This is a genomic window from Streptomyces sp. NPDC093801, from assembly GCF_040701585.1.
GTDB lineage: Bacteria > Actinomycetota > Actinomycetes > Streptomycetales > Streptomycetaceae > Streptomyces.
Map to the genome: position 1 here is coordinate 299,192 of NZ_JBFBDP010000004.1, position 21,931 is coordinate 321,122.

Consider the following 21,931-nt stretch of genomic DNA (forward strand, 5'->3'; position numbering starts at 1 on the left):
GCGGTCCTGCGGGGCGGCCCGGGCAGGGGCCGCAACGCGTCCTAGCGCCAGTCGTCCCACGGGGGGTCCATCTCGTCCAGGTCGAACGGCGGTTCGTCCTCGAACGGGGGCTCCTCGTGGGACGGGGACGGATCGCCCTGCCGGGGCGCCGCGGCCCGGGGCGCGGCGGCGGGCGCCTGGACGGCCGCGGCAGTGGCGGGCGCCTGGACGGCCGCGGTGGCGGCGGCTCCGTCGGCCCGGCACCCGGCCAGGGCCTCCAGGACCCCCTCGGCGTACTTGGCGAGCTTGGCCTCGCCGACGCCGCCGATCCCGCCCAGCTCCTCGACCGTGCCCGGCAGGACCGTGGCGATCTCCCTCAGCGTGGCGTCGTGGAACACCACGTACGCCGGCACGCCCTGCTCGCGGGCCGTGGCGGCCCGCCAGGCGCGCAGGGCCTCGAAGACCGGGACGGCCGCGGCCGGCAGGTCGACGGGGACGCGGGCGGCCTTCCCGGAGCGGGCCCCGGACTCCTTGCGGGAGGCGGCGGGCGCCTTCTTCTCCTTGCGCATCTGGACGGTGCGGCGCCCGCCCAGCACGTCACCGCTGGCATCGGTGAGGACGAGCGTGCCGTAGTCGCCCTCGACGGCCAGCAGCCGCAGCGCCAGCAGCTGGCGCACGACCCCGCGCCACTCCGCGGTGCCCAGGTCCGCGCCGACGCCGAACACCGAGAGCGCATCGTGGTCGAACTGGATGACCTTGGCGGTCTTCTTGCCCTGGAGGATGTCGATGACCTGGCCGGCGCCGAACTTCTGGCGGCGTTCCTTCGCCAGCCGCCACACGGTGGACAGCAGCTTCTGCGCGGCGACCGTCCCGTCCCAGGACTCGGCGGGCGTCAGGCAGGTGTCGCAGTTGCCGCAGGCTCCGCCCTGCTGGCCGAAGTACTCCAGCAGCCGGACCCGGCGGCAGTCGACCGTCTCGCACAGGGCGAGCATGGCGTCCAGGTGCATGCCCAGGGAGCGGCGGTGGGCGTCGTCGCCCTCGGAGCCGTCGATGAGCTTGCGCTGCTGGACGACGTCCTGGAGGCCGTAGGCGAGCCAGGCCGTGGCCGACTCGCCGTCGCGGCCGGCGCGGCCGGTCTCCTGGTAGTAGCCCTCGACGGACTTGGGCAGGTCGAGGTGGGCGACGAAGCGCACGTCGGGCTTGTCGATGCCCATGCCGAAGGCGATGGTGGCGACCACCACGACACCGTCCTCGCGCAGGAAGCGGGCCTGGTTCGCGGCGCGCGCCCGGGCGTCCATGCCGGCGTGGTAGGGGACCGCGTCGATGCCCTGTTCCGCCAGGAAGGCGGCGGTCTTCTCCACGGAGGACCGGGAGAGGCAGTAGACGACGCCGGCGTCCCCGTCGTGCTCGCTGCGGATCAGGTCCAGCAGCTGCCGGTTGGGGTTGTCCTTGGGGACGATGCGGTACTGGATGTTCGGCCGGTCGAAGCTGGCGACGAAGTGCCGGGCGTCCTGGAGGCCGAGGCGCGCGGCGATCTCGGTGTGGGTGGCCTCGGTCGCCGTCGCGGTCAGGGCGATCCGCGGGACCTTCGGCCAGCGCTCGTGCAGCATCGACAGCGCGAGGTAGTCGGGCCGGAAGTCGTGGCCCCACTGGGCGACGCAGTGCGCCTCGTCGATGGCGAACAGGGAGACCCGGCCCCGGTCGAGCAGGCGCTGGGTCCCCTCGGTGCGCAGCCGCTCGGGGGCCAGGTAGAGCAGGTCCAGCTCGTCGGCGAGGAAGGCCTGTTCGACGGCCTGGCGCTCGTAGGGGTCCTGCGTGGAGTTGAGGAACCCGGCCCGGACCCCGAGGGCGGTGAGCGCGTCCACCTGGTCCTGCATCAGCGCGATCAGCGGGGAGATCACGATGCCGGTGCCCTCCCGGACGAGCGCCGGGATCTGGTAGCAGAGCGACTTCCCGCCGCCGGTGGGCATCAGGACGAGGGCGTCGCCGCCGCCGATCAGCTGCTCGATGATCTCCTGCTGCTCACCGCGGAAGGAGCTGTAGCCGAATACGCGGTGGAGCACCCGCAATGCGTCGGAGACGTCGTCTGAGATCTCGGGGGAAGCGTCCGGAAGGGCCATCCGAGAAGCCTAGCGGCACCCTGGGACACTCCCGTCCCGCCCGCCGGGCCTGTGGACCACCGGTACGACTACTCACCGTGACGGGTGAGCGGTGCGGGCGCGCCGCCCGCACCGCCGCCGGACGTGCCCGGAATGCGGCGGGGTGAATGCGCCGCCGCACACGCCCCCTTTTTTCTCGTGGCCGAAAAGCGAACTCCGTATGCGGCGGAAAAGGGATCAGGCACAGGACGGACAAAGGCCCCGGTAGGTGACGTCGGCCTTGGAGACCGTGAAACCCATCCGTTCCGATTCCGGGAGGCCGGCCAGCGGATCGCCGGCCGGGCGGACGTCGCGGATGGTCCCGCACCCGGAGCAGACCAGGTGCTGGTGCGGCGTGCGGGCGTTGGGGTCGTAGCGCTTGGCGCGGCCGTCCGTGGACACCTCGGCCACCTCGCCGAGGGCGACCAGCTCCCCCAGGGCGTTGTAGACGGTGGCCCGGGAGATCTCCGGCAGCCGTCGCGCCGCGAGGGCGTGGACCTCGTCGGCCGTCAGGTGCACGTGGTCCCCGTCCAGCACCTCCGCGACGACGCGGCGCTGCGCGGTCATCCGCCAGCCGCGGGTTCGAAGTCGTTCCAGCAGGTCACTCATATGGTCACCCATTCCCGGGGAAGCGCTGTTTGGCGTGCTTCTTGACTTGGAATCCGTCCATCGTAGGATCGGTTTTGCCGATAGCCAAGGGACAGGAAAACACTCCAGCGATTTCCGAGCACCGCGTTACCCGCCGGTGCGGAAGGATTCCCATGTCTGAGAAGCAAGCCGAAGGTTGCCCGGTCGCCCACGGCCGTGCCCCGCACCCCACCCAGGGCGGCGGGAACCGCCAGTGGTGGCCGGATTCACTCAACCTGAAGATCCTCGCGAAGAACCCCGCCGTGGCGAACCCGCTGGGCGAGGACTTCGACTACGCGAAGGCGTTCGACACCCTCGACCTGCCCGCGGTGAAGCAGGACATCGCGGAGGTCCTGACGACCTCCCAGGACTGGTGGCCGGCCGACTTCGGCCACTACGGACCCTTCATGATCCGCATGGCCTGGCACAGCGCGGGCACCTACCGGATCAGCGACGGCCGCGGCGGCGCCGGGGCCGGCCAGCAGCGCTTCGCGCCCCTCAACAGCTGGCCGGACAACGGCAACCTCGACAAGGCCCGCCGCCTGCTGTGGCCGGTGAAGAAGAAGTACGGCCGCAGCCTCTCCTGGGCCGACCTGATGATCCTCGCCGGCAACGTCGCCCTGGAGACGATGGGCTTCGAGACCTTCGGCTTCGGCGGCGGCCGCGCGGACGTCTGGGAGCCCGACGAGGACGTGTACTGGGGCCCCGAGACCACCTGGCTCGACGACCGGCGCTACACCGGCGACCGCGAGCTGGAGAACCCGCTCGGCGCGGTCCAGATGGGCCTGATCTACGTCAACCCGGAGGGCCCCAACGGCAACCCGGACCCGGTCGCCGCCGCCCGCGACATCCGCGAGACGTTCCACCGGATGGCGATGAACGACGAGGAGACGGTCGCCCTGATCGCGGGCGGCCACACCTTCGGCAAGACCCACGGCGCCGGCCCGGCCGAAAACGTCGGCGAGGCACCGGAGGGCGCCCCGATGGCGGCGCAGGGCCTGGGCTGGGCGAACGCGTACGGCACCGGCAAGGGCGGGGACGCGATCACCAGCGGTCTGGAGGGCATCTGGACCAACACCCCGACCACCTGGGACAACAGTTTCTTCGACATCCTCTTCGGCTACGAGTGGGAGCTGTTCGAGAGCCCCGCCGGCGCCCACCAGTGGCGGCCGAAGGAGGGCGCCGGCGCGGGCACCGTCCCCGACGCCCACGACCCGTCGAAGCGGCACGCACCGACGATGCTGACCACGGACCTCTCGCTGCGCTTCGACCCGGTCTACGAGCCCATCTCGCGGCGCTTCCAGGCCGACCCCGCCGCGTTCGCGGACGCGTTCGCCCGCGCCTGGTACAAGCTGACCCACCGCGACATGGGCCCCGTCGTCCGCTACCTGGGCCCGGAGGTCCCGGCCGAGCAGCTGCTGTGGCAGGACCCGCTGCCGGCCAGGACGTACGAGCCCGTCGGCGCCGCAGAGGTCGCCGACCTCAAGGCCCGCGTGCTCGCGTCGGACCTGTCGGTGTCCGACCTGGTGTCCGCCGCCTGGGCGGCCGCCTCCTCCTTCCGCGGCAGCGACAAGCGCGGCGGCGCCAACGGCGGACGCATCCGGCTCCAGCCGCAGAGCGGCTGGGAGGTGAACGACCCCGACCGCCTGGCGACGGTGCTGAGCACCCTGGAGGGGATCCGGCGGTCCTTCAACGAGGGCCGCTCGGACGGCCGGCAGGTCTCGCTGGCCGACCTGGTGGTGCTCGCGGGCGGCGCCGCCGTCGAGCGGGCGGCCGGGCGGGCGGGCTTCGAGGTCGAGGTGCCCTTCTCCCCGGGCCGGGTGGACGCCTCGCAGGAGCAGACGGACGTGGAGTCCTTCGCCGCGCTGGAGCCGGCGGCCGACGGCTTCCGCAACTACCTCGGCAAGGGCAACCGGCTGCCGGCCGAGTACCTGCTGCTGGACAGGGCCAACCTGCTGACCCTGAGCGCGCCCGAGATGACCGTCCTCGTCGGCGGCCTGCGCGTCCTGGGCGCCAACCACGGGCAGTCGTCGCTGGGCGTCCTCACCGACACCCCCGGGGCGCTGACCAACGACTTCTTCGTCAACCTGCTCGACCTGGGCACGACGTGGAAGGCGGTGTCCGAGGACGAGACCCTCTTCGAGGGCCGTGACGCCGCGACGGGCGCGGTCCGGTGGACGGGCAGCCGGGCGGACCTGGTCTTCGGGTCCAACTCCGAACTGCGGGCCCTGGCGGAGGTCTACGCCGGCGACGACGCCAAGGAGGCGTTCGTGAAGGACTTCGTCGCGGCCTGGGCCAAGGTCATGGACCTGGACCGCTTCGACCTCGTCTGACGCCCTCCGGTACGACGCGTCCGGGCCGGCCCCGCCAGGGGGCCGGCCCGGACCCGTTCCGGGGGCCGGCCGCGGGCGGGCCCTGCGCGCCGCGTCAGGCGCGGACCAGGCGGGCGATGGCCCGCGAGGCCTCCTCGACCCTGCCCCGGGCCTGGTCGCCGCCCTCGGCGATGGCGTCGGCGACGCAGGAGTGCAGGTGGTCCTCCATCATGGTCAGCCCGAAGGACTGCAGGGCCTTGGTGGCGGCGCTGACCTGGGTGAGCACGTCGATGCAGTACGTCCCCTCCTCGACCATGCGCTGGAGGCCGCGCACCTGGCCTTCGATGCGGCGCAGGCGCTTGAGGACGTCGTCCTTGTGGGAGGTGTATCCGGGCACGGCGATCGCTTCCCTTCATCGGGTCTGTACCCCTGGGGGGTATGGCGACAACGAGGACGGGCCGCGGGATGTTCCGCCGGGCGGTCAGTGGGAGTGACCGCCCTGCTCCTCCCCGGCCGGCTGAGCGGGCTGCGGGGCGGCCGCCGGGGCCGCCTGACCGCCGCCCGCGCGGACGGTGAAGGCCGCGGTGCGGACCTTGCCCTGGTGCTGGAAGTCCAGGAAGAGCCGGTAGGTGCCGGCGCTCGGGGCGGTGGCCGTGAAGGAGACGTCCGGGCCGGGCCCGCCCTCGTTGGGGTGGACGTGCAGGTAGGCGAGGTCGCCGTCGCGCAGGGCCACGAGGTGGCCGTAGGCCCCGAGGTAGGGCTCCAGGTCGGTGACGGGCCGGCCGTCCTTGCTGACGGTCAGCTTCAGCTCGCCGGGCTTGCCGGGGTCCAGGGTCCCGCCGAGCGCCACCTGGTAGCCGTCCACCTCCGCGGTGGGCGCGACCGGGGGCATCGGGTTGGGCGCGTACGCCCCGGGGACGGTGAGGTCCGCGCCCAGGGTGACGTTCTTCGCGTCCCCGGCCGACGGGGCGAAGTCGGCGAAGGCCTTGTAGGCGCCCGCGGCGGGCAGGTCCACCGGGGTCGACCAGGTCCCGTCCTCCGCGCGCACCGGGTGGAGGTGGCGGAAGACCGTCAGGTCGCGCGAGGCGACGATGAAGTGCAGCTCCTTGCCGTGCTCGGTCTTGTAGCCGGTGACCTTGCGCCCGGCCGCGTCCTTCACCGAGAACCTGAGCTCGCCCTGGCCCGGGGACACCTGCGGGGTGTCCAGGCTCAGCGTGTAGCCGCCGTCGGAGACCTGGAGGCCGCCGGCCGCCGGGCCCTGGGCCGCGGCCTGGTCGTGGCCGCCGTGCCCGCCCCCGGCCCCGGGCGCCTGTGCCCGGGTCGCGTGGCCCGCGTGCTCCGTCTTCGCCGGCGCGCCCACGGGGCCGACGCCCGCCCCGACCCCGTAGGCGGCGCCGAAGGCCGCCGCGAGTGCGGCGGCGAAGGCGGTGATCTTCACTCCGGTGTTCATGCCTGGTCTCCCGTACGACGTAGGTGCCGCGTACAGCGGTTCAATGGACCTCCACCATACCCCCAGGGGGTATCAAGTCAAGCGCGGGAAACTCTTGCGGACGGATACCACCGGGGGGTATATCTGGAGTCAGCCCGGATACCCCCAGAGGGTATCTGCACGACCAAGGAGAAGCCCATGTCTTCCTGCTGTTCCCCCGATGGCGCCTGCGCCTCGAACGGTGAGACCACGACCACCGTCGCCGTCGTCGACAGCACCGCCACCGTCTACCGCGTGTCCGGCATGAGCTGCGGACACTGCCGGACCGCCATCACCGCGTCCGTCGGCGCGCTCGCCGGGGTCCTCTCGGTGGACGTGGACGTGGACGGCGGCGTGGTCACCGTGACCACCGCCGGCGAGCCGGACGACGCCGCGATCGCCGAAGCCGTGGACGACGCCGGCTACGAGCTCACCGGCCGGGCCTGACACCCCGGCCGCCCGACCCCGACCCACCCCGGACGCCGGGGCCCGTCCACCGGGCCCCGGCACCGACCCCGCGCTCGAACGAGGAGCAGCACTCATGACCACCATCACTCCCGGCGCCGCCCAGGTCGAGCTCGCCATCGGCGGCATGACCTGCGCCTCGTGCGCGGCACGCATCGAGAAGAAGCTCAACCGCATGGACGGCGTCGAGGCGACCGTCAACTACGCCACCGAGAAGGCCAAGGTCACCTTCGACGCCGACGCCGACATCTCCGTCGCGGACCTGATCGCCACCGTCGAGGCCACCGGCTACACCGCGCACGAGCCCGCGCCGCCCCGCTCCTCCGCCCCGTCCGGCGCCGGGGAGGAGCCGCCGGCCGAGGCCGACGAACTGGCCCCGCTGCGCCAGCGGCTCACCACCGCCGTCGTCCTCTCCGTGCCCGTCATCGCGATGGCGATGGTCCCGGCGCTCCAGATCGACTTCTGGCAGTGGCTCTCGCTGACCCTGGCCGCGCCCGTCGTCACCTACGCCGCCTGGCCCTTCCACCGCGCCGCCTGGACCAACGCCAAGCACGGCGCGGCCACCATGGACACCCTGATCTCGGTGGGCACGATCGCCGCGTTCCTGTGGTCGCTGTGGGCCCTGTTCTTCGGCACGGCCGGCACCCCCGGCATGAGGCACGCCTTCGAGTTCACCATCGCCCGCACCGACGGCGCCGGGAACATCTACCTGGAGGCGGCGGCCGGCGTCACCACCTTCATCCTGGCCGGCCGGTACTTCGAGGCGAAGTCCAAGCGCAAGGCCGGCGCCGCCCTCAAGGCGCTGCTGGAACTGGGCGCCAAGGAGGTCACCGTGCTGCGCGGCGGCCTGGAGGTGACCGTGCCCACGGCCGACCTCCAGGTCGGGGACCGCTTCCTGGTCCGCCCGGGCGAGAAGATCGCCACCGACGGCACCGTCGTCGAGGGCTCCTCCGCCGTGGACGCCTCGATGCTCACCGGCGAGTCCGTGCCCGTGGAGGTCTCCGTCGGCGACTCCGTCACCGGCGCCACCCTGAACGCCGGCGGCCGCCTGGTCGTCGAGGCCACCCGCGTCGGCTCCGACACCCAGCTCTCCCGCATGGCCCGGCTCGTCGAGGACGCGCAGAACGGCAAGGCCGCCGCCCAGCGGCTCGCCGACAAGATCTCCGCCGTGTTCGTGCCCGTCGTCATCGCGATCGCCCTGGCCACCCTCGGGTTCTGGCTCGGCACCGGCTCCGGCCTCTCGGCCGCCTTCACCGCGGCCGTCGCCGTCCTGATCATCGCCTGCCCCTGCGCCCTGGGCCTGGCCACCCCCACCGCCCTGCTGGTCGGCACCGGCCGCGGCGCCCAGCTCGGCATCCTGATCAAGGGCCCCGAGGTGCTGGAGTCCACCCGCAAGGTCGACACCATCGTCCTCGACAAGACCGGCACCGTCACCACCGGCCGGATGACCCTGCTGCACGTGCACACCGCCGAGGGCACCGACGAGAGCGAGGTGCTGCGCCTGGCCGGAGCCCTGGAGCACGCCTCCGAGCACCCCATCGCCCAGGCCGTCGCCGCCGGCGCCGCCGCCCGGGTCGGGGCCCTGCCCGCCCCCGAGGACTTCGCCAACATCCCGGGCCTCGGCGTCCAGGGCGTCGTCGAGGGCCACGCCGTCCTCGTCGGCCGCGGCAAGCTGCTCGCCGAGTGGGCGATGGAACTGCCCCCGCACCTGGAGCGCGCCAAGTCCGACGCCGAGTCCGCCGGCCGCACCGCGATCGCGGTCGCGTGGGACGGCGAGGCGCGCGCGGTGCTGGAGGTCGCGGACGCCGTCAAGGACACCAGCGCCGAGGCCATCGGCCGGCTGCGCGCGCTGGGCCTGACCCCGATCCTGCTGACCGGCGACAACAAGGCCGTGGCCGAGACGGTGGCCCGCGAGGTGGGCATCGACGAGGTCATCGCCGAGGTCATGCCCCAGGACAAGGTGGACGTGGTCAAGCGGCTCCAGGCCGAGGGCCGCAGCGTCGCGATGGTCGGCGACGGCGTCAACGACGCCGCCGCCCTCGCCCAGGCCGACCTGGGCCTGGCCATGGGCACCGGCACCGACGCCGCCATCGAGGCCGGCGACCTGACCCTGGTCCGGGGCGACCTGCGGTCGGCGGCCGACGCCATCCGGCTCGCCCGCAAGACGCTGGGCACGATCCGCTCGAACCTGTTCTGGGCCTTCGCCTACAACGTGGCCGCCCTGCCGCTCGCCGCGGCCGGACTGCTCAACCCGATGATCGCCGGAGCGGCCATGGCCTTCTCCTCGGTCTTCGTCGTCGGCAACAGCCTGCGTCTGCGCGGCTTCAGGGCCGCCGCCAACTGAGGAGAGCCCCCGTGGCCGGTTACGGAGAACACAAGGAAGACGTCATCCGGCGCCTGCGGCGGATCGAGGGCCAGGTCCGCGGCGTCCAGCGGATGGTCGCCGAGGACGTCTACTGCATCGACGTGCTCACCCAGGTGTCCGCGATCAACGCCGCGCTCCAGTCCTGCGCCGTGACCCTGCTCGACGAGCACCTCGCCTGCTGCGTCACCGAGGCCATCGCCCAGGGCGGGGACCGGGCCCGGGTCAAGGTCGGCGAGGCGAGCAGGGCCATAGCCCGGCTGATCCGCGCGTAGCCCGGCGGCCGCAGGGTCCGCGAGCCCCTCCCCACGGTGTCCGTGCGGAGGGGCTCGCGGCGTTCCACGGCCCGGCCGCGCGGGGCCCGGCTACGGGGTGGGGGTATGCCCCCGCCGGGAGGGCGGGCCGTACGATGAGCCGCTCGCGACGGGGAGGGCGACAAGCATGCGCGTACGCCGGCTGGGAGAGCTGGAAGCCGAGATCATGGACCGGGTGTGGCTGTGGGAACGGCCCGCCTCCGTCCGCGAGATCGTCGACGACATCAACCGGGGCCGCACGGTCGCCTACACCACCGTCATGACCGTGGCCGACATCCTCTACCGCAAGGGCTGGCTGAGCCGCGAGAAGTCCGGCCGGGCCTGGATGTACCAGGCGGTGCGCAGCCGCGAGGAGTACACCGCGGCGCTCATGCAGGACGCGCTCGGCGACAGCCAGGACCGCCGGGCCACGCTGCTGCGGTTCGTGGAGAGGATGTCCCACGAGGACGTGGAGGCGCTGGACGAGGCCCTGCGCGCGGCCCGCTCCGAACGCCCGTCCGGCGCGGCGGGTGACGCCCTGTGAACCACCACGTGCTGCCGCCGCTGGGGCTGGCCCTGGTCACGGGACTGGTGCTGCCGCTGATGCTGGTCCGCGCCGTGTGGGCGCAGCAGGCGCCCCGACTGGGGCTGGCCGCGTGGATCCTGTGCGGCGCCCTGTTCGCTGCGGCGACGGCGCTGCTGCCGGCGCAGCTGGTGCTGCCCGCGCGGACCAGCCACCGGCTCGTCGACATGGCCCTGACCCTGGACCCGCCCTCGCCGCACCGGCTGCTCGACGCGACGCCGCGCGAGGCCCTCGCCGCGCTGTCGGCGCTCGTGGTGCTGGCGGTCCCGGCGACGGGCTTCGTCCGGGAGCTGGTGCGGGCGCGCCGGGCCCGTACGCGCCATGCCGAACTGCTGCGCCTGGTGGGACGGTACGACGAGCGGCTGGGGGTGACCGTACTGGAGGACCCGCGCCCGGCGGTGTACTGCCTGCCGGGGCGCTCGCGCCGGGTGGTGGTCTCGACCGGGGCCCTGGAGGTGCTGTCGGAGCGGGAGCTGGCCGCCGCGCTCGCGCACGAGCGGGCCCACATCGGCGGCCGCCACCATCTGATGGTGGCGGCGGCGGGGGCGTACGCGTCGGTGTTCCGCCGGCTGCCGCTGGCCCGGATCGGGGGGCGGACGGTACCGCTGCTGCTGGAGATGGCCGCCGACGACCGGGCGCTGCGCGGCTGTTCGAGCGACGCCCTGGCCTCGGCGCTCTACGCGCTGGCGACCGGGCACGCGCCGCAGCGGGCGTTCGCGGCGGGCGGTCCGTCGGCGGCGGTGCGGATGCGGCGCATCCTGGGGCCGCGCCGGGCGGGACGTCCGGTGCTGCGGGGGCTGTTCGCGGTGGCCGCCTCGGCGTCCGCCATCCTCCCCCTGGTCGCGCTCTGTTGTTGGACCCGTTGATAGAGGACCACCCAACCCGGCTATTTACTAAGTCAATTCGTAGATTTCCCCCCGACCCCGGCCGCTCGAATTGGCCGCTATTGTGGGCGCGTGCGGGCTCAGGACCGGTACGGCGAGAGGTGGGGGATAGATGCTGCTGGCTGACGTGCGGACCGCAGCTCCGCGTGACGCGGCGGCCATTTCCCGGCTCCTCGCCGAGGCCATACGCGAGGACTACGGCAGCCTCCTCGGTGAAATGCGCGTCGGCCGGCTGGTGTCGGACCATTGCGCGCTTCCCCGCATTCGAGCGGAAATAGAAATTCCCGGCGGGGCGCCGGCCTGGCTCGGCTGGCTGGTGGCCGCCGATGCCGACGGGACCGTCGTGGGGGCCGTCTCGGGCGGGGTCCCGGTGACCTCCGAGGGCGAGCTCTACGCCCTGTGCACCGCCCCGGCCCGCCGTCGGCAGGGCGTCGGCACGGCCCTCCTGGCGGCCGCCGGAGAGCGGATGCGGGCGCACGGGGCGACGTCCCAGCGGATGACGCTCCCCGCCGAACGGGCCCCGGCCCTGCCGTTCTTCGCGCACCACGGCTTCACCGCCCTCACCCCGGTCCGGCTCGGCCGCGCGCTCTAGGCCTGTCGTCACACTCCCGTCCGCCCCGCGACGACGGGACTTCGACGACGGGCCCCAGCCCCTCCTCCTCCCCGCTCCGCCGGGACCGTGGCAGATCCACGCCATCGCGTGTTCACGCAGCCCGCAACGCTGGCCCCGCCACCCGCCCGCAGGACAGGATTTCCCCAGCGGCGCGGTCTCCCGGCGGCACGGGAGCCACGCCCCGGACGGCTGGACCGAGCGAGCCCCTGGAGGAGCGATGCACACACCGAGCGGCACTTCCCTGCCCGTCAGGCCGGTCGTGCCCGCCGCGTTCGCACCGGTCCCGCCGTCCGCGCCGGAGGCCTGCGGTCTCCCCCTCTACGGCGGGACGGCCGTACCGCCGGCGGACCACCTGCCCGGCCTGGAGTCGGCCGCCCCGGCGGACGAGGACTCCGGCTGGCTGCACGACGCGCTGCTGGGCCCGCACAGCGCGGACATCGTCCGCTACCTGGGCCTCGCCCGCAGCTGCGGCGGGCCGGTCCTGGACCTGGGCTGCGGGGCCGGGCGCCTGGCCGTGCCGTTCGCCCGGCAGGGCTTCCACGTCGAGGCCGTGGACCGGGACGCGGCCAGCCTGGAGCGGCTGCGGGCCTGGGGCGGGCGGATCGGCCCCCAGGTGTCGCGGCGCCTGGTCACCACTCGGGCCGACCTGGCACGGCTGAGGTTGCGGGGGACGTACCGGCTGGCCCTGCTGGCCGGGACGATGATCGCGGCCGTACCGCCCCGCGCCCGCCCCGGGCTGCTGCGGGAGATAGCCGGACACCTGGAGCCCGGCGGGGTACTGGCCCTGGACTACACCGCCCACGGGCTGCGCGGGCTGTCCGAGGAGCCCGAGCGCACCTGGGCGTTCCAGGTCCCCCGGTTCGACGGGGTCGAGGAATGGACCGTGGCCCGGCAGGTCTTCGACCTGGACGGGATGAGCGAGCGGATCACCTACCACTCCGTGCGCACCGGCAAGGTGCGCACCGAGCGGGTGGCGCGGACCACCGACAAGTGGATCATCGATCCGGAGTGCCTGGCCGCCGAGCTGCACGCGGCGGGGCTGCGCGTGGAACGGCGGCGCGCCCACCGTCTGGACGGGCGGACCGAGAGCGTCCTGCTCGTGTGCCGGGCCGGCGGCTGACGGGCCCGCGCCCCCATTCCTCTCCTCCCGCTCGAGGAGGACTCGCAAGAGGTACGATGCCCCCAAAGGTTTGAGTGGACCAGATGGCGGTGGTGGCGCAGTGAGGGCTGTCGTGGAGGAGTCGACCGGCCGCGAGGCAGTGATCCAGCGCCTCCGCGACGTGGGCCTGCGGGTGACGGGGCCGCGCCTCGAAGTGCTCCAGGTCCTGTCCGCCGGCGGCCACATGGACGTCGAGTCCATCACGGCCACCGCCCGCGAGCGGCTCGGGACCCTGACCAGCCAGGCCGTCTACGAGATGCTGCGGCACTTCCTGGAGACCGGGCTGGCCGCGAAGTTCGACCGCCCGGGCCTGCCCGCCGTCTTCGAGGTCGCCGGCCCGCCGCACCAGCACGCGCTGTGCCTGCGCTGCGGGCGGGTGGAGAACGTGGAGGCCGAGGTGCCGGAGCCGGCCGGCGACGCGCTCACCGCCTGGCGGACGGACGGCGCCGAGGTGGTCTTCAAGGGGCTGTGCCCCGACTGCCTCGCCGCGGCCCGCGACTGAACCCGACCCCCCTCCGCGCCCGCCTCCCCGCCATCGCCGGGGAGTCGGGCGCGGCGGCCGTTCCGGGCGGCCGGCGGACGAGCCCCGCACCTCAGAGGTGTTGCGTGACCCCCGTCACATCCGAAACAGGGGGGCGGTGGCTCCCCCATTGGCATGTGCCAAAGTGTGACTGTCGATTCGTAAGACGAGGGGGTCGCTTCGCGATGGCAACGGGCGATGGCAGGGACGGCATCCAGTCGGCCGACAAGGTGCTGGCCCTCTATCAGGAGCTGCGCCTGCGCGGGGTGTCCAGCCTGAGCGACGCCTTCGACGAGCTCGACCTCTCGGCCGAGGAGCGCGAGAAGTGGCGCGCGGAGCTGATCTCGCTCGGCCTCGTCGTGCCCACCGGCACCACCCACGCCACCCGCGCCGACCTCCAGTCCGATGAGTGGCGGCCGGGTCCGGACGCGGTCGCGGCCGTCGATCCCGAGATCGCCCTGCTGCGGATGCTCCAGCGGGAACGGGAGCGGCTGCGCGAGCACCTGGACGAGTCGGACCGCGCGTACAGCGCGCTGGAGACGCTGGTCGGGAGGTTCCTGCGGCCCGGCGCGCTGAGCGGTTCCGAGGTGGAGGTCGAGGTCCTCGACGACTACGGGCGGATCCAGCAGGTCCTGGAGGACATCACCGACGTCATCCGGCACGACCTGACGTCCATGCACGTCACCGCCCTGGTGCGGGAGGTGGCCGACCGGGTGCTGAGCCGGGACCGCCGGCAGATCGACAACGGGGTGCGCATCCGCGCCATCTACCACCAGCGGATCACCACGTCCCCGGAGGCGGTGGAGATGCTCCGGCGCCGGGTGGAGGCGGGCGTGGAGATCCGCCTCTCCCCCGCCGTCCCGATGAACATGATCATCGCGGACCAGCAGTTCGCCGTCCTGCCCGTGCACCCCGACGACCGGTCGGCCGGCGCGATCCTCGCCCGCGGCCCGGCCCTGGTCCGCTCCTACCTCGCGCTGTACGAGCACTGCTGGCACGCGGCCACCCCCTACGGCGACGACGTGGCACCGGAACTCGGCGGCGACGGACTGTCCGAGCAGCAGCGGGCGGCCCTGAAAATGCTGGCCTCGGGAATGAAGGACGAAAAGGTCGCCCGGACCCTGGGAGTTTCCCTGCGCACCGTGAGCCGCATGCTGTCCGAGCTCATGCAGGAAATGGGGGCGTCCAGCCGGTTCGAAGCGGGAGTACGCGCGCAGCGCCTCGGCTGGCTCGATTGAATTGCGGGCCGTTCACACGCCGGGAGAGTGACGAAGAAAAAACCCCGCGACCGCCCGGAGAGGAGGTCGCGGGGTCGTGTCCGCCGACGTGACCGGTTGTTCAGTCCCAGCCGTTGCCGTTGGTACGGACCGTACAGAGCGGGCGGGCGGGGGCGGTGTGCGCAGCGGACATGATTCCTCCAGGAATTGCGAAAGGTCTTTTCCGTCTCCGCGGATCCGTGCCGCCGGTATTCCTTCGAAGACCTCTCTATTGTCGTACGGATTCCGGGGGCGGGCCACTTCCCTATAGCGCACCTGAGGCGGATCTGAAGGAGTTCATACAGACGTTACGCTTGCACACCTTTGGTCAGCCCAAAAGTGCTGCTAGGTTGGAATTCCGGCCTTCTCGGCCCTCCAGGAGAGAGGTGCCGGCGGGGCAGGAGCGTGCCGCCGCTCCTGCCCCGTTCCCGTCCGGGGCCGGTCGCGCCCCTTCCTCCCGCAGGACGTCCCGGTAGACCTCGAGGGTCCGGGCCGCCGCGCTCCCCCAGCTCATGCTCCGCGCGTGGGCCACGGCCGCCCGTCCCATCACCGCGGCCTCCGCGGGGTGTTCGGCGAACCACTGCAGCCTGCGGGCGTACTCCGCCGGGTCGTTGCCGTGGACGAGTACGCCCGTCACCCCGTCCCGCACCGCGGTCGGCAGCCCGCCGACGGCCGAGGCCAGCACCGGGGTACCGCACGCCTGCGCCTCCAGGGCGACCAGCCCGAAGGACTCGCTGCGCGAGGGCACCATCAGCACGTCCGCCGCCCGGTACCACAGCGCCAACTCCCGCTGCGGCACGGGCGGGTGGTGGCGCAGGACGTCCGATACCCCGAGCTCGCGGGCCAGTTCCCAGGCCTCCCCGCGCGGTCCGGCGCCCGAGTTGCCGCCCACCACCGGGACGAGGGTGCGCCGGCGCAGGTGCGGGGCCCGCTCCAGCAGTGCGGCGACCGCGCGCACCATCACGTCGGGTCCCTTGAGGGGCTGGATGCGCCCCGCGTACAGGGGGACGAACGCGTCGGCCGGCAGGCCCAGCCGGGCCCGGGCCCGCACCTTGCCCCGGCCCGGGCCGAAGGTGGCCAGGTCCACGCCCGGCCGGACGATCCGGGTCCGGCGCGCGTCGGCCCCGTACAGCTCGCCCAGCGCCCTCGCCTCGTCGCCGGTGTTGGCGATCAGGCGGTCGGCGGAGCCGACGACCTGGTGCTCGCCGCGGATGCGCAGCTCCGGCTCGGGGGCGTCCCCCTCGGCGAGGGCGGCGTTCTTGACCCGGGCCAGGGTGTGGGCGGTGTGCACGAACGGGATCCGCCAGCCGGCGGCCGCGATGCGCCCCGCCTGGCCGGAGAGCCAGTAGTGCGAGTGGACCAGGTCGTAGCGCCGCTCCTCCTTGAGCAGTGCCAGCGAGAACGGCACCACCAGGGCGGGCATGTCCTCCTTGGGCAGGGGCGCACGCGGTCCGGCCTCCAGGTGGCGCACCCGGACGCCGGGGCCGAGGCCGGCCGGGTCCGGGTGCTCCTCGCCCCGGCAGCGGGTGAACAGGTCCACCTCGACGCCCTGTTCGGCGAGGGCGCGGGCGAGCTGGACCATGTAGACGTTCATGCCGCCCGCGTCCCCGGTGCCGGGCTGGTGCAGCGGTGAGGTGTGGACGCTGAGCATGGCGACGCGCAGGGACACGTGGAGCTCCAACGGGGAGGGGCCGCGTGCGCCCCGCACCGCCGGGTGACCGGCGCGCGGTCACGCGGCGAAGGAGGATGGTCGTCTCACTGTGGTGCGGGTGGTGCGTGCTCCCGGCGTGCCGCCGTGTGGGGGGGGCGGCGGCACGGTCCGGGGGGACCGGGCCGGGCCGGGCCGGTTCAGAAGCCGAAGACCGGACCCGAGGGCGGGGCCAGCCGGGTGCCCGGGGCGGGCGGGACGAGGGCCGCCGCCGAAACCGGGCCGCCCGGCTGCGACGTGAGGGCCGCGGCCAGCCGGTCCGCGCCCTCCGGCATCACCGGCCGCGCCCAGGCGGCGAGCGCCCGGGCCACGGCCAGCTGCGCCGCCAGGGCCGGCAGGTGGCGGCTGTCGGCGGTGGGGCGGTGCGCCTCGTGCGCGTTGACGTGGCCGAAGTCGGCCGCCGAGCGCACCGTCTCGTCGAGCAGGGCGACCGCCCTGCGGGGGTCGAAGGACTCCGGCGCGTACGCGTCGCGCAGGTCCTCCACCCCGCGCAGCAGCCGGCGTTCCAGCACCTCCCAGCCGGAGCCGCCGGGCAGGGCGGCCGGGGCCAGCCCGGCGCACTCCTCCCGGACCGCCGCGAACAGCCGCGACAGCCAGCTGTTCCAGCTCTCGTCGAGCTCACGGCGGGCGGCGGCGAGCCGCTCGGGGTGGAACTCCGTGCGGCGGCCCAGCGGGCGGGCCTGGAGGACGTGCCGGCGCAGCGTGTCCGATCCGTACTCGGTGATCAGGTCCAGGGCCCAGGCCTTCTGGCCGGAGCCCCGGACGAGGGCCTCGTCCCCGACCACGTACGCCTCGTTGACGCAGAAGTGCTGTGGGAGCTTGACGCCCTGGGCGAAGAGCAGGACCGGCAGCAGCACGGCCTGGCAGAAGGCGTGCCCGAAGCCGCAGAAGTGGATGGCCCGTTCGGGCAGGGCCTGGTCCCCGTAGCCGAACAGGTGCATGGCGGCGGCCTCGAAGCAGCCGTCGATGCGGTGCTCGGGGAAGCCGTCGACCGGGACGGGCAGGCCCCACTCCGCCGGGTGGGCCACCGCGATGTCGGGCAGGCCGTCCTCGACGAGGGACTCGCAGAGCGCGGCCAGGCGCGGCGGCAGGCCGGCGGTGGCCCAGTACTCGGCGAGGGCCTCGCGGTGCGGCTCCAGCGGGACGTAGAGGCGGCGGCAGCGCCGGGGCACGGCCGGGGAGCCGCACTGGGCGCAGCGGGGCTCCAGGAGGTCGCCGCCGTCGTTGGGGCGGGCGCACTCGTGGCACATGCCGCCGTCGCTGGAGGCCGCGCAGTGCGGGCAGGTGCCGGTGACGTGGGCGCCGTGGAGCCAGCGTGCGCAGGACTCGCAGTAGGGGGTCAGGCGGGTGCGGGCGGCGATGACGCCCTCGGCGTGCAGGCGCCGGAAGAGGTCCGCGAGCCAGCGTCCGTATCCCTTGTCCTGGCGGGGGCGCACGACGTGGTCGAACTCCACGCCCGAGCGCAGCCAGTCCGAGGTGATCGCGGCCCGGTACCCCTCCGCGACCTCCTCCGGTTTGCGGCCCGCGCGCAGGGCCCGGGCGTGCACGGAGCTGTTGTGGTCGGCGGTGCCCGTGGTGAACAGGACGGGCTCGCCCTCGGCCCTCAGGAAGCGCGACAGGACGTCCGCCGCGACGTAGGGGCCCGCGAGGTGGCCGACGTGGAGTTCGCCGTGGGTGGCCGGCGGGGTCGCGGTGATCCATACGGGGGTGCTCATGGGACCTCCTTGACGTTGTGGTGCGCAGTACGCAGCGGGGCTTGCAACGGGATGAGCGGTCGGGGCGGGCGGGCCGCCGCCCGGCCGCCGGGAAGCCCGGGGTGCCGTACCAGCGTGACAGAGAAACGAACCGTACGGTCTGATATGCGGGTGCGCGTTCACGCCGTTGCGTGGACACGCCAGGAGGTACCGGCCGGTCGGCCGGGTGGTCCCCGGCCCGGCGGCCCCGGTCCCGCAGGCCCGTACGGCCGTTCAGGCGGCGCAGTCCAGCGGGACGCGCATGCCCCGTACCACCTCGGTCCACAGCTCGTGCGCGGCCAGCGCCCACAGCGCGAGCGCGTCGCGCTCCGAGGGGCGTTCCAACTGGCGCGCGAGCAGCGCCCGGACCCGTTCCGGCCGGACCTGTCCGGCCCGCGCCAGCCGCTCGGCGGAGAGCAGTTCGCGTACGGGTTCCAGGAGCGGGCCGCCGGGGGCGATCAGGGCGGCGAGGGGCAGGGCGGCAGGCTGCCGGGCGCGCTGGGCCACGGCCTTGGGCAGCAGCGCGCGCCCGGCCGCCCGCAGGGGCCCCCGGTCCTGCGCGGCGGCGGGCGCGAGGGTGCGGGCGTACGCGGCGACGGCGGGGCGGCAGAAGGGCATCCTGGCCTCGACCGCCCAGGCCATGCCCAGGTGGTCGGCCCGCCGCAGGGGCCCGGCGGGCAGCCGCCAGCGGGTCTCGAAGGCGGCCACGGCGGCCCGCCGGTCGCCGTCCGGGCAGGAGCGCAGTTCCCGCTCGACGCGGTCGGCGGCCGAGCCCTCGTCGGCGATGAAGGCACGGTAGGCGGGCGTGTACAGCCACGCGCGCAGCATCCGGGGCGCGGCGCCCAGCGCGTCGGTGTAGGAGGCGGCCCAGTCCGGTCCGGAGGGCACGCAGGAGGCCGCGTGCAGCCGGGCCGGACCGCCGAACAGCTCGTCGGCGCCGTCCCCGGTGAGCGCGACCGTGTAGCCGGCCTGCCGGACCGCCCGGAAGAGGGCGTACGCGGCGGGGGCGGCGGGGTCCGCATCGGGCTGCCCCAGGTGGCGGGTGGTCCGGGTGAGCAGCGAGGGCAGTTCGGCCGGGTCCAGGGCGATCTCCTGGTGGAGGGTGCGGGCGTGCCGGGCGGTCTGCCGGGCCCGGCCGTGCTCGGCGCCGGGCCACCGGCCGCGCAGGGCGAGGTGGAAGGTGTGCGGTGCGGGCGCCCCGGTCTCCCGCGCGTACTCGGCGGCCAGGGCCGTGACCAGGCCGGACGCGAGGCCGCCGCTGGTGAGGACGCACACCGGCACGTCGGCCCGCGCCAGGCTGCGCACCTCGCGGCGCAGCAGGTCCCCGGCGTCGTCCCGCTCCCCCTCGGGCGTCTGCGCGGGGGGCGGCGGCCCGGGGGGCCTGCGCCGTACGACGGGGGCCCGGCCGGGGCGTACGACGGCGGTCGCGCCGGGCGGCAGGAGACCGATCCCCTCCAGGGCGGTACGGGCGGAGACCGGGGTGCGCAGGCACAGGACGGTGTCGAGGCTGTCCTCGCGCGGAGCGGCCCGCACCCCGTCGAAGGCCAGCAGCGCCGGGATCTCCGAGGCGAAGCGGAACGTGCCGTCCGGGCCCTGGTGGTAGTGCAGGGGCTTCGTCCCGAGCGGGTCGACGGCGAGGACCAGCCGGGGGGCCGCGCGCAGGTCGAGGACGGCGACGGCGAACATCCCGTCGAGCCGCCGCGCGAAGTCCGGCCCGTACTCGGCGTACAGCGCGGGCAGCAGGGTGCCGTCGCAGCGGTCGGGGAACCGGTGTCCGCGGGAGGCGAGTTCGCGGCGCAGCGCCGCGTGGTTGTAGATCTGGCCGTTGAGGACGGCCGTGATGCCCGGCAGGTGCGCGAGCCGGTACGGCTGGCTCCCGCCGCGCGGGTCGGTCACGGCGAGCCGGTCGCAGCCGAGCGACCAGCCGGGCCCGCGCAGCACCCGGTGCTCGTCGGGCCCGCCGTGCCGCTGCCGGGCGGAAACGGCGGCCAGTTCGACCGGGTCCGGGTCGGCCCGTGCGGCCGAGAAGGAGCCGAAGATCCTGCACATGACGGGGCGCCTCCGCTTCCCACGCGCGCGTGGTTCCTGAGCGATGTGGTGCGGTGAAGTCCTCGGGTGGCGTACGGACGACATGTCGCGAGTACGCCAAAGGGGCCGCCTTGCGGCCCACGGTCACGCCCAACAGGCTGACCTCATGGAACACTTCGCGACCCATCACACAGACCGCAGCGCACCGGAATCCCTGCTGGTCGTGGCCGCGCACCCGGACGACATCGAGTTCTGCGTCAGCGGGACGGTCATGCGGTGGATCGCGCAGGGCACACGGCGCGTGACGTACTGCATCGTCACGGACGGCGGCGCCGGCGGCTACGACGAGCGGCTCCCGCGCCAGGCCATGGGCGACCTCCGCCGGGCCGAGCAGGTCCATTCGGCCAAGCGCAGCGGCGTCGACGACGTCCGTTTCCTCGGCTATCCCGACAGTTACGTCGAGCCGAGCGTGGAGCTGCGCCGCGACCTGTGCCGGGTGATCCGGGAGGTCCGCCCGCAGCGGGCCGTCATCCCGAGCCCGGAGATCAACTGGTCCCGCGTGGCCGACCTGCACCCCGACCACCGCGCCGTGGGCGACGCCGCCCTCCGGGCGATCTACCCCGAGGCCCGCAACCCCTTCGCCCACCCGTCCCTGCTCAAGGAGGAGGGACTGGAGCCGTGGATCGTGCCCGAGCTGTGGCTGATGACCGGTCCGACCCCGAACCAGTACGTGGACGTCACGCCGGTCTTCGACCGGAAGGTCGAGGCGCTGCGCATCCACACCTCGCAGACCGCCCACTTCGACGATCTGGCGGGGCTGCTGCGGGAGTGGCTGGGCGAGCACGCGCGGGCGGCGGGGCTGCCCGCGGGGCGGATGGCGGAGGCCTTCCAGGTCGTGCGGATCGAGGGGTGAGGGCCGCCCGGGCCGGGTGCCGGCCCGGGCGCGCCCCTCTGGCTCACCGGTAGACGAGCAGTTCCGCTTCGGTCGCGCCCGCCAGTTCGTAGCGGGTGGCGACCAGGGGACGGCCCGAGTAGATCCGGATCAGGGTCGCCGCGTCGCCGCTGAACCGGGCCGGGGGCCGGCCGTCCACCTCGTTGCCCAGTTCCAGCGCTCCGGTGCGACCGCCGAGTTCGGCGATCAGCCGGGGCGTCTCGCGTCTGCGGCTGGCGGTGCGCAGCAGGGGCAGGGCGAGCGCCAGGCTGTCCCCCGCGTACGCACCGGGCTCCCCCCACGCCTCGCGGACGTCGCCGGCGTGGATCCACTCCCCCAGGGCCACCGTGTCCAGCCGGCCGTCACCTGCGGCGATGACCGGCCCCGCCTCGCTGAACCCGCGCTCCAGTTCGTCGACGATCCGGCCCACCGGCCAGTGTGCGCGCTCGGCGACGTCGGCGGCGTTGGCGGCGGGGAGGAAGACCCCCTCTTCCAGCCGGTCCTCGACGATCCGTACGAGGGCGGCCGCGCAGTGGGCGAGGACCTCCCGGACGGTCCAGCCCGGGCAGGCGGTGCGCAGCCCGTACGCGGCCTCCGGCGTGCGCCGCAACAGCGGTATCAGCGCGTCCCGTTCGGTGCGCAGCAGCAGGTCCGGGAGCCACGGGTCCCGCACGTCGGGGTCGGCTGCGGTGTCCGGAGCGGTCTCCACGATGGTGTCCACGGTGTTCCCGTCGGTCAGTAGCGGTAGTGGTCGGGCTTGTACGGGCCCTCGACCTCGACGCCGATGTACTCGGCCTGCTCCGGGCGCAGCGTGGTGAGCTTGACGCCGAGCGCGTCGAGGTGGAGGCGGGCGACCTTCTCGTCGAGGTGCT

20 protein-coding genes are annotated in these 21,931 nt (G+C 74.2%); 11 read left to right on the forward strand and 9 right to left on the reverse strand.

Features of this window, described 5'->3' with window-relative positions:
• Positions 1 to 41 precede the first annotated feature (41 nt).
• The gene (gene recQ, locus AB0469_RS06545) at positions 42 to 2,099 is read right to left on the reverse strand and encodes a DNA helicase RecQ (protein WP_366450211.1); all 2,058 of its coding nucleotides are present in this window, start codon (positions 2,097 to 2,099) and stop codon (positions 42 to 44) included.
• Between the two features lie 216 nt (positions 2,100 to 2,315).
• Positions 2,316 to 2,726, reverse strand: coding sequence for a Fur family transcriptional regulator (locus tag AB0469_RS06550; RefSeq protein ID WP_366450213.1), 411 nt, complete (start codon positions 2,724 to 2,726; stop codon positions 2,316 to 2,318).
• Between the two features lie 152 nt (positions 2,727 to 2,878).
• Between AB0469_RS06550 and katG the strand changes: the two genes are divergently transcribed.
• Positions 2,879 to 5,077, forward strand: a complete 2,199-nt coding sequence (katG, locus tag AB0469_RS06555) for a catalase/peroxidase HPI (protein ID WP_366450214.1) — start codon at positions 2,879 to 2,881, stop codon at positions 5,075 to 5,077.
• A 94-nt stretch (positions 5,078 to 5,171) separates the two neighbouring features.
• Here katG and AB0469_RS06560 read toward each other — a convergent pair whose 3' ends face one another.
• Both AB0469_RS06560 and AB0469_RS06565 read right to left on the reverse strand, forming a co-directional pair.
• Positions 5,172 to 5,453 carry a metal-sensitive transcriptional regulator gene (locus AB0469_RS06560; protein WP_042816407.1) on the reverse strand — a complete coding sequence of 94 codons (282 nt, stop codon included), beginning with the start codon at positions 5,451 to 5,453 and terminating at the stop codon, positions 5,172 to 5,174.
• Positions 5,454 to 5,537: 84 nt separating this feature from the next.
• A complete protein-coding gene (locus AB0469_RS06565; RefSeq protein WP_366450215.1) occupies positions 5,538 to 6,506 on the reverse strand; it encodes a hypothetical protein in 969 nt (322 codons plus the stop codon).
• 177 nt (positions 6,507 to 6,683) lie between these two features.
• Here AB0469_RS06565 and AB0469_RS06570 point away from each other — a divergent pair, with 177 nt between their 5' ends.
• From AB0469_RS06570 to AB0469_RS06610, 9 genes are all read left to right on the forward strand, one after another.
• Positions 6,684 to 6,971 carry a cation transporter gene (locus AB0469_RS06570; protein ID WP_042809309.1) on the forward strand — a complete coding sequence of 96 codons (288 nt, stop codon included), beginning with the start codon at positions 6,684 to 6,686 and terminating at the stop codon, positions 6,969 to 6,971.
• Positions 6,972 to 7,065: 94 nt separating this feature from the next.
• Positions 7,066 to 9,333 (forward strand): heavy metal translocating P-type ATPase, encoded by a 2,268-nt coding sequence (locus AB0469_RS06575; RefSeq protein WP_366450216.1) that lies wholly within the window; start codon positions 7,066 to 7,068, stop codon positions 9,331 to 9,333.
• Between the two features lie 11 nt (positions 9,334 to 9,344).
• Positions 9,345 to 9,626, forward strand: a complete 282-nt coding sequence (locus tag AB0469_RS06580) for a metal-sensitive transcriptional regulator (protein ID WP_366450217.1) — start codon at positions 9,345 to 9,347, stop codon at positions 9,624 to 9,626.
• 166 nt (positions 9,627 to 9,792) lie between these two features.
• Positions 9,793 to 10,188: a BlaI/MecI/CopY family transcriptional regulator gene (locus tag AB0469_RS06585; RefSeq protein ID WP_366450218.1), complete on the forward strand. Its 396-nt coding sequence runs from the start codon at positions 9,793 to 9,795 to the stop codon at positions 10,186 to 10,188.
• Positions 10,185 to 11,093 (forward strand): M56 family metallopeptidase, encoded by a 909-nt coding sequence (locus AB0469_RS06590; protein WP_366450219.1) that lies wholly within the window; start codon positions 10,185 to 10,187, stop codon positions 11,091 to 11,093. The genes AB0469_RS06585 and AB0469_RS06590 overlap by 4 nt, the downstream gene beginning before the upstream one ends.
• A gap of 130 nt (positions 11,094 to 11,223) precedes the next feature.
• Complete coding sequence (locus AB0469_RS06595) at positions 11,224 to 11,703, forward strand: GNAT family N-acetyltransferase (protein ID WP_366450220.1); 480 nt, start codon at positions 11,224 to 11,226, stop codon at positions 11,701 to 11,703.
• A 238-nt stretch (positions 11,704 to 11,941) separates the two neighbouring features.
• A complete protein-coding gene (locus AB0469_RS06600) occupies positions 11,942 to 12,844 on the forward strand; it encodes a class I SAM-dependent methyltransferase (protein ID WP_366450221.1) in 903 nt (300 codons plus the stop codon).
• Between the two features lie 100 nt (positions 12,845 to 12,944).
• Positions 12,945 to 13,385: a transcriptional repressor gene (locus tag AB0469_RS06605; protein WP_366450222.1), complete on the forward strand. Its 441-nt coding sequence runs from the start codon at positions 12,945 to 12,947 to the stop codon at positions 13,383 to 13,385.
• Between the two features lie 203 nt (positions 13,386 to 13,588).
• Positions 13,589 to 14,641, forward strand: a complete 1,053-nt coding sequence (locus AB0469_RS06610; protein WP_366450224.1) for a helix-turn-helix transcriptional regulator — start codon at positions 13,589 to 13,591, stop codon at positions 14,639 to 14,641.
• Positions 14,642 to 14,987: 346 nt separating this feature from the next.
• Here AB0469_RS06610 and mshA read toward each other — a convergent pair whose 3' ends face one another.
• From mshA to AB0469_RS06625, 3 genes are all read right to left on the reverse strand, one after another.
• Positions 14,988 to 16,328 carry a D-inositol-3-phosphate glycosyltransferase gene (mshA, locus tag AB0469_RS06615; RefSeq protein ID WP_366450225.1) on the reverse strand — a complete coding sequence of 447 codons (1,341 nt, stop codon included), beginning with the start codon at positions 16,326 to 16,328 and terminating at the stop codon, positions 14,988 to 14,990.
• A 179-nt stretch (positions 16,329 to 16,507) separates the two neighbouring features.
• Positions 16,508 to 18,082 carry a class I tRNA ligase family protein gene (locus tag AB0469_RS06620; protein ID WP_366450226.1) on the reverse strand — a complete coding sequence of 525 codons (1,575 nt, stop codon included), beginning with the start codon at positions 18,080 to 18,082 and terminating at the stop codon, positions 16,508 to 16,510.
• Positions 18,083 to 18,334: 252 nt separating this feature from the next.
• Positions 18,335 to 20,149, reverse strand: a complete 1,815-nt coding sequence (locus AB0469_RS06625; RefSeq protein WP_366450227.1) for an asparagine synthase-related protein — start codon at positions 20,147 to 20,149, stop codon at positions 18,335 to 18,337.
• Positions 20,150 to 20,294: 145 nt separating this feature from the next.
• On the opposite strand from AB0469_RS06625, the gene AB0469_RS06630 reads away from it, so the two are divergent.
• On the forward strand, positions 20,295 to 21,041 hold the full coding sequence (locus tag AB0469_RS06630) for a PIG-L deacetylase family protein (protein ID WP_366450230.1): 747 nt from the start codon (positions 20,295 to 20,297) through the stop codon (positions 21,039 to 21,041).
• A gap of 43 nt (positions 21,042 to 21,084) precedes the next feature.
• Here AB0469_RS06630 and AB0469_RS06635 read toward each other — a convergent pair whose 3' ends face one another.
• Together AB0469_RS06635 and AB0469_RS06640 are read right to left on the reverse strand one after the other, a co-directional pair.
• Positions 21,085 to 21,780: a maleylpyruvate isomerase family mycothiol-dependent enzyme gene (locus AB0469_RS06635; RefSeq protein WP_366450231.1), complete on the reverse strand. Its 696-nt coding sequence runs from the start codon at positions 21,778 to 21,780 to the stop codon at positions 21,085 to 21,087.
• Between the two features lie 14 nt (positions 21,781 to 21,794).
• A partial coding sequence (locus AB0469_RS06640; RefSeq protein ID WP_366450250.1) for an adenosylhomocysteinase occupies positions 21,795 to 21,931 on the reverse strand: 137 nt, incomplete at its 5' end.